The 7,911-nt window shown below is 45.8% G+C and carries 8 protein-coding genes and 1 riboswitch; of the genes, 3 read left to right on the forward strand and 5 right to left on the reverse strand.

The genetic code is table 11. The features are described 5' to 3' along the window. Positions 1–11: 11 nt before the first annotated feature. The 4 genes from OSCI_RS21505 to OSCI_RS32305 all read right to left on the reverse strand — a co-directional run bounded on the left by OSCI_RS21505 (position 12) and on the right by OSCI_RS32305 (position 3,815). Positions 12–1,313: a homoserine dehydrogenase gene (locus OSCI_RS21505; protein ID WP_007357256.1), complete on the reverse strand. Its 1,302-nt coding sequence runs from the start codon at positions 1,311–1,313 to the stop codon at positions 12–14. A gap of 116 nt (positions 1,314–1,429) precedes the next feature. Beyond that, positions 1,430–1,990, reverse strand: a complete 561-nt coding sequence (locus OSCI_RS21510) for a Uma2 family endonuclease (protein WP_007357257.1) — start codon at positions 1,988–1,990, stop codon at positions 1,430–1,432. A gap of 109 nt (positions 1,991–2,099) precedes the next feature. Beyond that, positions 2,100–3,305, reverse strand: a complete 1,206-nt coding sequence (petH, locus tag OSCI_RS21515) for a ferredoxin--NADP reductase (protein WP_007357258.1) — start codon at positions 3,303–3,305, stop codon at positions 2,100–2,102. Positions 3,306–3,392: 87 nt separating this feature from the next. After that, positions 3,393–3,815 carry a hypothetical protein gene (locus OSCI_RS32305; RefSeq protein ID WP_007357259.1) on the reverse strand — a complete coding sequence of 141 codons (423 nt, stop codon included), beginning with the start codon at positions 3,813–3,815 and terminating at the stop codon, positions 3,393–3,395. Between the two features lie 165 nt (positions 3,816–3,980). Between OSCI_RS32305 and lysA the strand changes: the two genes are divergently transcribed. The 3 genes from lysA (at position 3,981) to OSCI_RS21535 (ending at position 7,214) form a co-directional block, all read left to right on the forward strand. Next, positions 3,981–5,393, forward strand: coding sequence for a diaminopimelate decarboxylase (lysA, locus tag OSCI_RS21525; protein ID WP_007357260.1), 1,413 nt, complete (start codon positions 3,981–3,983; stop codon positions 5,391–5,393). A 69-nt stretch (positions 5,394–5,462) separates the two neighbouring features. Continuing rightward, the gene (gene cdaA, locus OSCI_RS21530; RefSeq protein WP_007357261.1) at positions 5,463–6,404 is read left to right on the forward strand and encodes a diadenylate cyclase CdaA; all 942 of its coding nucleotides are present in this window, start codon (positions 5,463–5,465) and stop codon (positions 6,402–6,404) included. A 60-nt stretch (positions 6,405–6,464) separates the two neighbouring features. After that, a complete protein-coding gene (locus OSCI_RS21535) occupies positions 6,465–7,214 on the forward strand; it encodes an isoprenyl transferase (protein WP_007357262.1) in 750 nt (249 codons plus the stop codon). A gap of 126 nt (positions 7,215–7,340) precedes the next feature. Here the strand turns inward: OSCI_RS21535 and OSCI_RS21540 are convergent, their stop codons facing one another. Then, the gene (locus OSCI_RS21540) at positions 7,341–7,718 is read right to left on the reverse strand and encodes a DUF4278 domain-containing protein (protein ID WP_007357263.1); all 378 of its coding nucleotides are present in this window, start codon (positions 7,716–7,718) and stop codon (positions 7,341–7,343) included. Positions 7,719–7,755: 37 nt separating this feature from the next. Continuing rightward, positions 7,756–7,832, reverse strand: a riboswitch (Glutamine riboswitch). Positions 7,833–7,911: the final 79 nt, after the last annotated feature.

Below are 7,911 nucleotides of genomic sequence, written 5' to 3' on the forward strand. Positions count from 1 at the left end.
ACCCATTACCATTAAAGAACTCGCAATTTACTAGGAATACTGTGTATACCTTCCATTTGACTAATTTCATCAATTGCCTGCTGAAAATTACCTTCTTTAACATCATGAGTGACGACTACAATTTCTGCTAACTCGCCGTGTATTCCTGTTTGCACAACTGATTCTAAGCTAACATTATGTTGCCCGAAACAAGTGCCGAGTTTGCCAATCACACCTGGATTATCTTTGGTTAAAAATCGAGCATAAAATCGGGTAACGAGTTCTTGAATTGGAGCAATTTTACAGTAGTGTTGGTGAGAACAACTTAACAAAGGATGGGGAATGGGAACTGTTTCAGTTTTTAAGATAGCGGCGATATTCATAATATCTGATACTACCGCGCTTGCTGTAGGGCCAGCACCAGCACCGCGTCCGTAAAACATGACTTGCCCTATGGGTTCTGCTTCTATTAAAATAGCGTTGTAAACGCCATTTATACTCGCAAGAGGATGAGTTTTCGAGACTAGGGTAGGATGAACTCTGATGGAAAGTAGTTCGCGATCGCGAGTTGTTTGGGTATCTTGATGGGCGATCGCTAATAATTTAATTACAAATCCCAGCTTTTCAGCATAAGCAATATCAGCAGCACTTACTTGTCCGATCCCTTCACAATAAATATCTTCTAGTTTGATGCGTCCGCCAAAAGCTAAGGATGCTAAAATGGCAATTTTATCAGCAGCATCTAAACCATCTACATCGGCACTGGGGTCAGCTTCAGCATAGCCTAATTGTTGGGCATCGGCGAGCACTTGGGAAAAGTCCGCGCCTTCTGTTTGCATCCGAGTAAGGATGTAATTAGTTGTACCGTTAACGATGCCAGTAACGGTTTGAATGCGGTTTGCACCTAATGATTGTTTAAGGGTTTGTATGACTGGAATACCACCGGCGACAGCAGCTTCTAGCATTACATAAACGCCTTTTTCTTGGGCGGCGGCGAAGATTTCGTCGCCATAGCGGGCAATTACAGCTTTATTGGCGGTAACGATGTGCTTACCGTTGGCGATCGCTTTGAGGATTAGCGATCGCGCTGGTTCTAAACCGCCCATTACTTCTACTACAATGTTCACATCTGGGTCTGTAGCGATCGCCTCTAAGTCTGTGGTCAGCACATTTTCGGGAAATTGTAAAGAGCGAGTTTTTGTGCGATCGCGCACCCCCACCCGATAGATTTCCAACTCCTGTAATAGTGGATGGCGGCCTTCGGGAGAGAGCAAAATCTCTGCTGTACCCCCGCCCACTGTCCCCAATCCCAGCAAACCAATTCTTATAGCCACGACTTTAACCTGTAGAAACTCATTTAACCCACAACCATTGTAAGATACTTCTGCATTAGCTTCTTATTCAAAATCCTGATTTGGGTATTTAAGCTTCTGGTAAAATTAAAAAACTTTCATTCCTCATCAAACACAGGCGGCCAAAGTTCAGAAACCGCCAACTCCCATCCCTCCAATAACTCTGGAACAGTCAATATATCACCTTCACCTAACACGACAGTTTCCAGATTCAGCCGATAAACTTCCAAAATCTTTTTATCGGGATCGACCAATATTCCTACTTGCGTTCCCAAACTTAAAAACATTTGGATTTTCTCGCGAGTTGGCTTAAGTCTATCAGTTGAAGATTTAACTTCTACTATCAAATCAGGTACAATATTAGCGAAAGTGCGCGGAAGTCGCTGTAGTTTGGTAGCACTGACAAAAGAAACATCAGGGCCGCGTAAATTTGAATTTGGCAGACTAAATCCACCACTCGATTCTAGAACAAACCCTAATCGGCGCGGTACTACCCAATTCCCTAATAGCCTTGCTAATTGAGCAATAACATAGCTAGATACAACATCTGATAACCCCATAACATGAATTTCTCCATCTATTAGCTCTAACTGGTAGTCCAAATGAGCGTCAGTTAAAGCACCTTGGAGTTGCTCGAAATCTTTAACCGTCAGTACCATATCAATCATCTCCCTTTCTGGATGCTAAGGCAACGATAAAATTTATCCTCTAAAACAATTATAGGGCAGGCATTGCCCACCCTACAAAACAAATTATCACCCTATCAAATTAATAGGTTTCAACGTGCCAGCGATGATTTTTCTTCAACTGTTTCTGATAGTCAGACCAGTTAACATCATACTTGCCAGCCGCCGCCGACATCCCCTCATCAATACCGCCTTCCATACCTTTCAAACCGCAAATATAGGTATGAGTATTTGGCTTTTGAACCAACTCCCATAACTGATCGGCATTCTCTTGAATCCGGTTTTGGATGTACATCTTACCGCCTTGAGCACTTTTTTGTTCGCGGCTAATTGCATAAGTCAAGCGGAAATTATCTGGGAACTCAGCTTGCAACTTCTCCAACTCTTCTTTATAAAGAATATTCGGAGTATAAGCAACACCAAAGAACAACCAAGCTAAACCCTTGAACTTGTAATCAGGGTTATTTTCCTTGAACATTCTCCACAAGAAAGCGCGGAACGGTGCAATACCAGTACCCGTTGCCATCATAATAATCGTGGATTCTGGGTCTTCAGGTAATAACATTTCCTTACCTACAGGGCCGGTGATTTTCACCTCAGCCCCCGGTTCCAAACCGGTTAGATAAGTCGAACACACACCAAAGACCTTTTCACCAGTTTCCGGGTGCTTATACTCCAACCGACGGACACAGAGCGATATCGTTTTATCGTCAAGGTTGTCACCGTGACGAGTAGATGCGATCGAGTACAGGCGCAACTTATGGGGTTTGCCATTAGCATCAGTACCTTCGGGAATAATGCCGATACTTTGGCCTTCCAGATAGCGCAAATTCCCGCCAGAAAGGTCAAAAGTGACATGGCGGACAGTACCCTCGCCACCTTCTCTGACTAGCTCTTCAGTCGAGATGCACTTGCCAATAAAGGGACTAGCTGGTTTGTAGAGATTGACGGGAATATCAACTTTTTCTTTTGCTTGAGTCATTGGCTTCTTTGGTTCTCCTGATTTCTGAACCTGTAGCCCATTCTCTGGCGCAACATTTGCCTGGGTTTGGGGTTCGGCGTTCAGGAGTCGGATGCTGACTATCTGGCCACCCATGCGAGCTATCCGCCGCATTTCCTGATTCATACGGTTGTAAGGAACTGCGATGAACACGCTCCCACTCTGGCGAATCGGGCAGCTAGTTTGGTCAGTTTCTCCGTTCTGACGCAGACCCTTAACTTCATAAACAAAGGTGCGGCTGCCAGATTGTGAATTGGCAGCACCACCAGATAAGCTGGGACTATACATTACTTGCTTTTCCATCACGATACAGAGTTCTAAACTTAGAGAATGTGACGATAGACTCAATTTACGTTTTTCTTAAGATGCTCTTCACTAAGAAATTTGCGCTAACCGATCGCCCTCGCCGTCTGGCTTGGTGTCAAGTGTTGGCCGCTGTTGTTGTCTATGCGCTCTGAATATTTTAGCTGAGAGGGGGATCGGGGATTGGGGAAGATGGGGAGGATGGGGAAGATGGGGAGGATGGGGGGGATGGGGAGGAGATGAAATAAAGGGGTGGATGGGATATTTATTGGCTAAACCCGGATGTACAGAAGAATCATCTCCCTCATCTCCCCCATCTCCCCCATCTCCCCCATCCTCCACCATCTTCCACAAACCCAACAAATCGCTATTAGAACTGTCTAGCTCTCGGCGGTAGCCTTCCAAAGTCCAAATTCCGCCGAAACAAAGCTGGTCGAGTTCGACGGCTGCTGGCAGGTGTTCTGGTGCAAGATGTTTAATTTCTATCAAAGGCACAGCGGTCAATTGTACACTAGAAAATAAACTAGGGCTTAACCCTCTTAAGTAACAAATCCTTCCTAGTCTAGGTCATTTAGCCTCTAGTCCCCAGTCTATATCTCGCGGCTAATGATTAATGACTAATGACTAACGACTAATGGCCAAAAACACTTAATTATCACGATGGTATCAATTCAATCTGTTGAAGTTCAAAATTCTGGACTTCAGTATCTACCTGACTCTAAAAATACCCCCCAGACTCGTTCGCCGAATCAGGAACTTTTACCGCTGACAGCTAGAGTTAACAGTCAAGATCGCTTGGAGATCGGGGGTTGCGATGTAGTTAACCTGGTTGAGCAATTTGGTTCGCCGATCTATATTTTAGACGAAGTGACATTGCGAACGGCTTGTCGCCAGTACCGGGAAGCCTTAAAACGTTACTATCCGGGTGAGTCTCAGGTACTTTACGCTTCTAAGGCGTGGAGTTGTATGGCGGTTTGTGCGATCGCATCCTCCGAAGGCTTAGGTATCGACGTGGTATCTGGGGGCGAAATCTTTACTGCTCTCCAAGCTGGCGTTAGTCCTAACAAACTCTACTTTCACGGTAACAATAAATCTCGCAGCGAACTAGAACTAGCGATCGAAAGCGGCTGTACTATCGTCGCCGATAACTGGCTAGAATTATCAACTCTGGTTGAAATTCTAGAAAATAGAGCAACCCAACCAGTGCGCGTCATGCTGCGGTTTACTCCAGGGATCGAATGTCACACACATGAGTACATTCGCACAGGCCACCTGGATAGCAAATTTGGGTTCGATCCCAACGATCTCGATCGAGTCTTTGCCTTCCTGAGCAAACAACCCTCATTATCCTGTATTGGCTTACACGCTCACATCGGTTCGCAGATTTTTGAACTCCAACCCCACGAAGATTTAGCAGGAGTCATCGCCGAAGCATTCGTCAAAGCAAGTCACTACGGCCTACCTGTGGGAGAACTCAACGTTGGCGGTGGCTTAGGCATCAGCTATACTGAAGCGGACGATCCTCCCAGTATCGAAGCTTGGGTCAAAGTAATTGGCGAATCGGTAGCAGCAGCTTGCCAAAAGCTGGAAATACCTTTACCGAAATTACTTTGCGAACCAGGGCGATCGCTGATTGGTTCAGCTTGCGTCACCGCTTACACAGTTGGCTCCAAAAAAGTCATTCCCGGAATGCGGACTTATCTAGCTGTAGATGGCGGGATGTCAGACAACCCGCGTCCGATTACCTACCAATCAGTATATCGAGTAGTCGCAGCCAACCAAATGTCTGCTCCTTTAACAGAAACAGTAACAATTGCTGGCAAACACTGCGAATCAGGCGATATTGTAATTAAAAATGCTCAGTTGCCAGTATCAAAACCGGGAGATGTCCTGGTCGTAATGGCGACAGGTGCTTACAATTACAGCATGGCCTCTAACTATAATCGGTTGCCTCGACCAACAGCCGTTTTAGTCAGAGATGGGGAAGCAAACGTTATCATACAGCGTGAAACTTACCAAGACTTACTGAGGCAAGACCGCTTGCCCGAAAGACTCGTCAAACAAGTGGAATAAAAGACGGTTCATGTTTCATGGTTCATGCTTCATGGTTCAAGGTTCATGGCTAGCAGCGAACTATGAACCATGAACAATCAACAATCTAGTTTTGACATTAACAGTGCGGGCTTTTTGCAATATCCCCCTGTATCTTTTTTAATTCACGGGCTGGATCTCGGATTGGTCTTTGCCCTAGCGTACATGGTGCTTGTCATTATTGGAGAACGCCGGACGCTATGGATGGTACGGGGGTTTATTGTTCTGATGTTAGCTACAGCGGTAAGTAACTGGGCTGGGTTGAGGTTGCTGCACATTGCCCTCAACAGCTTAGTCACTGGTTCCGCTGTGGCAATGGCAGTGATCTTGCAATCAGAATTTCGCAGATTGCTGGAACAATTGGGTCGGGGTGAAATTCTGCAATTGTTTGGCCCAGGTCGCAGGTCTATTCCTGAGCCTGATAGTGTGATTGATGAAATTGTGGACGCAGTTAAAGAACTTTCACAAAATCGTACTGGAGCTTTACTCATCCTTGAAACTGACTCTCCGATTGACGAGCGGGATTTTTCAGTACCAGGTGTAAAGCTGAATGCTGAAGTTTCAAAAGAACTTTTGCAGACTATCTTTCAGCCAAAAACTTTGCTCCACGACGGGGCGACTCTGATTAGAGGTTCTCGAATTGTGGCGGCGGGGGTAATCTTGCCGCTGTCGGAGCGTACTGCGTCGCGGCAGTTGGGAACTCGTCACCGAGCGGCGATGGGCATTACAGAGCGAGTGCAAGCTTGCATTTGTGTGGTTGTCTCTGAGGAAACGGGTTCTATTTCTTTGGCTCAGATGGGAAATTTAAACCGACCTTTGACGAGTAGCAAACTCAAGGAGTTGCTAGAGGCAAAGCTTAACCCCTCTGAGGGAGAGGGAGTAGCGCCGCCAATCCCTATAGGCAATCTGGGACGGCAGATAGGCTTGAGGGCATCGGCTATGATTTCGCGGATATTACGCCGTCCTCCACCAAGTAATCGCGATAAAAATTGAGGCAGTTAACAGTTAACAGTTAACAGTTAACCAGAATAGGTTTCCACCTCGGAATTATATATGAGTGCAAAGTTAAGCGTTTTACAAGAGTTGCCTGCTGACCTCGATCGGGAAAGATTGCCCAAGCACGTAGCAGTGATTATGGATGGGAATGGCCGCTGGGCTAAGCGTCAGGGGTTGCCTCGAATTGCGGGTCACAGTCGGGGAGCGAGTACGCTGAAGGAGTTGCTACGGTGCTGCAAGGATTGGGGCATTGAAGCGTTAACTACCTATGCTTTTTCGACTGAGAATTGGGGCAGACCTTTGGAAGAGGTAGACTTTTTGATGAGTTTATTTGAGGGGAAGCTGCGCCAAGAATTGCGGGAGATGGTGCAGGAGGGGGTAAAAATTAAGTTTATGGGAAATTTACAGGCTTTGCCGAAGTCTTTGCAGGCAGAAATTGAACGTTCTGTGGCTGAAACTGAGCAAAATCAGGGAATTCGGTTTACTGTGGCGACGAATTATGGAGGGCGTGAGGAGATTGTGCAGGCGGCTCGTGCGATCGCGTCTCAGGTGAAGTTGGGGCAGTTGCAACCGGAGGAGATTGATGAGGCTTTATTTAAACGCTATCTCTATACGGCTGATGTTTGCGATCCCGATTTGTTAATCCGCACGAGTGGAGAAATGCGGTTGTCAAATTTTATGCTTTGGCAGATTGCTTATGCGGAAATTTATATTACTGATACTTTGTGGCCTGATTTTGACCGCAAAGAGTTTCATCGGGCTCTCTATGCTTACCAACAAAGGAATCGCAGATTTGGGAAAGTTTGAATGAAGAAAGAAGAGAGAGATGGGGAGGATAGGAGATGAGGAATTTTTAAGTTTTTCAACTCAAAACTCAATACTCAAAACTCCCAATCCTCCCCTCTCTCTCTTCCTTCTTACAAACAGGTGTGATTAACCTTGGTGGTAGGATTCTGAAGGGGTGATATTTAATCCAACTTCAGCGGCTAAACGGCTCAGCATTGATTGATGGCGCTTCTTAGCAGCGCGATCGCGATCCATCATCAAGGAGCGAGCTTGTTCTGAAATAGGCATAACTGGTGTCGGATCTGTTTGGTCAACTGCTGCTTGACTCTCTACGATCGCACTTGGGTTATTGGAATAAGTTACACCGCGATAGGTCAAGTTTACGCTCGGTTGCAACAGTGGAGCTTTCTTAAGATTGCGGAACCGCCAATCTAAACCCCGATACTTGCCGCCGATGTTACCTTCAACGGTTTCAACTACGGGAGGAGTGTATTCGTAACTAATTCCGCGATATGTGAGTTTCATGGTCTTCGCCTCTTCTGTCAATAGTGTGGTGAACTGAGGCGCGTTCCTTCGGGAGTTGTCCCTACTTCCGTCTCGTTCGCCTCTATAAAACTAGAGGCAATTAAGATGAACGATTTATTTTTTCTTTCTGTATTCATTGTTACTGTTTTTTCGGCAAATGTCAAGTTTGTAATAAAACTTAACTATTTAGACG

Source organism: Kamptonema sp. PCC 6506, from assembly GCF_000180455.1.
In the GTDB taxonomy this organism is placed as follows: domain Bacteria; phylum Cyanobacteriota; class Cyanobacteriia; order Cyanobacteriales; family Microcoleaceae; genus Kamptonema; species Kamptonema formosum.

Bases quoted from the DNA above. Each gene is read 5' to 3' on its own strand.
- OSCI_RS21510 (WP_007357257.1), bottom strand. From the start codon at position 1,990: ATGGTACTGACGGTTAAAGATTTCGAGCAACTCCAAGGTGCTTTAACT.
- petH (WP_007357258.1), bottom strand. From the start codon at position 3,305: ATGTATAGTCCCAGCTTATCTGGTGGTGCTGCCAATTCACAATCTGGC.
- lysA (WP_007357260.1), top strand. From the start codon at position 3,981: ATGGTATCAATTCAATCTGTTGAAGTTCAAAATTCTGGACTTCAGTAT.
- cdaA (WP_007357261.1), top strand. From the start codon at position 5,463: ATGAACAATCAACAATCTAGTTTTGACATTAACAGTGCGGGCTTTTTG.
- OSCI_RS21535 (WP_007357262.1), top strand. From the start codon at position 6,465: ATGAGTGCAAAGTTAAGCGTTTTACAAGAGTTGCCTGCTGACCTCGAT.
- OSCI_RS21540 (WP_007357263.1), bottom strand. From the start codon at position 7,718: ATGAAACTCACATATCGCGGAATTAGTTACGAATACACTCCTCCCGTA.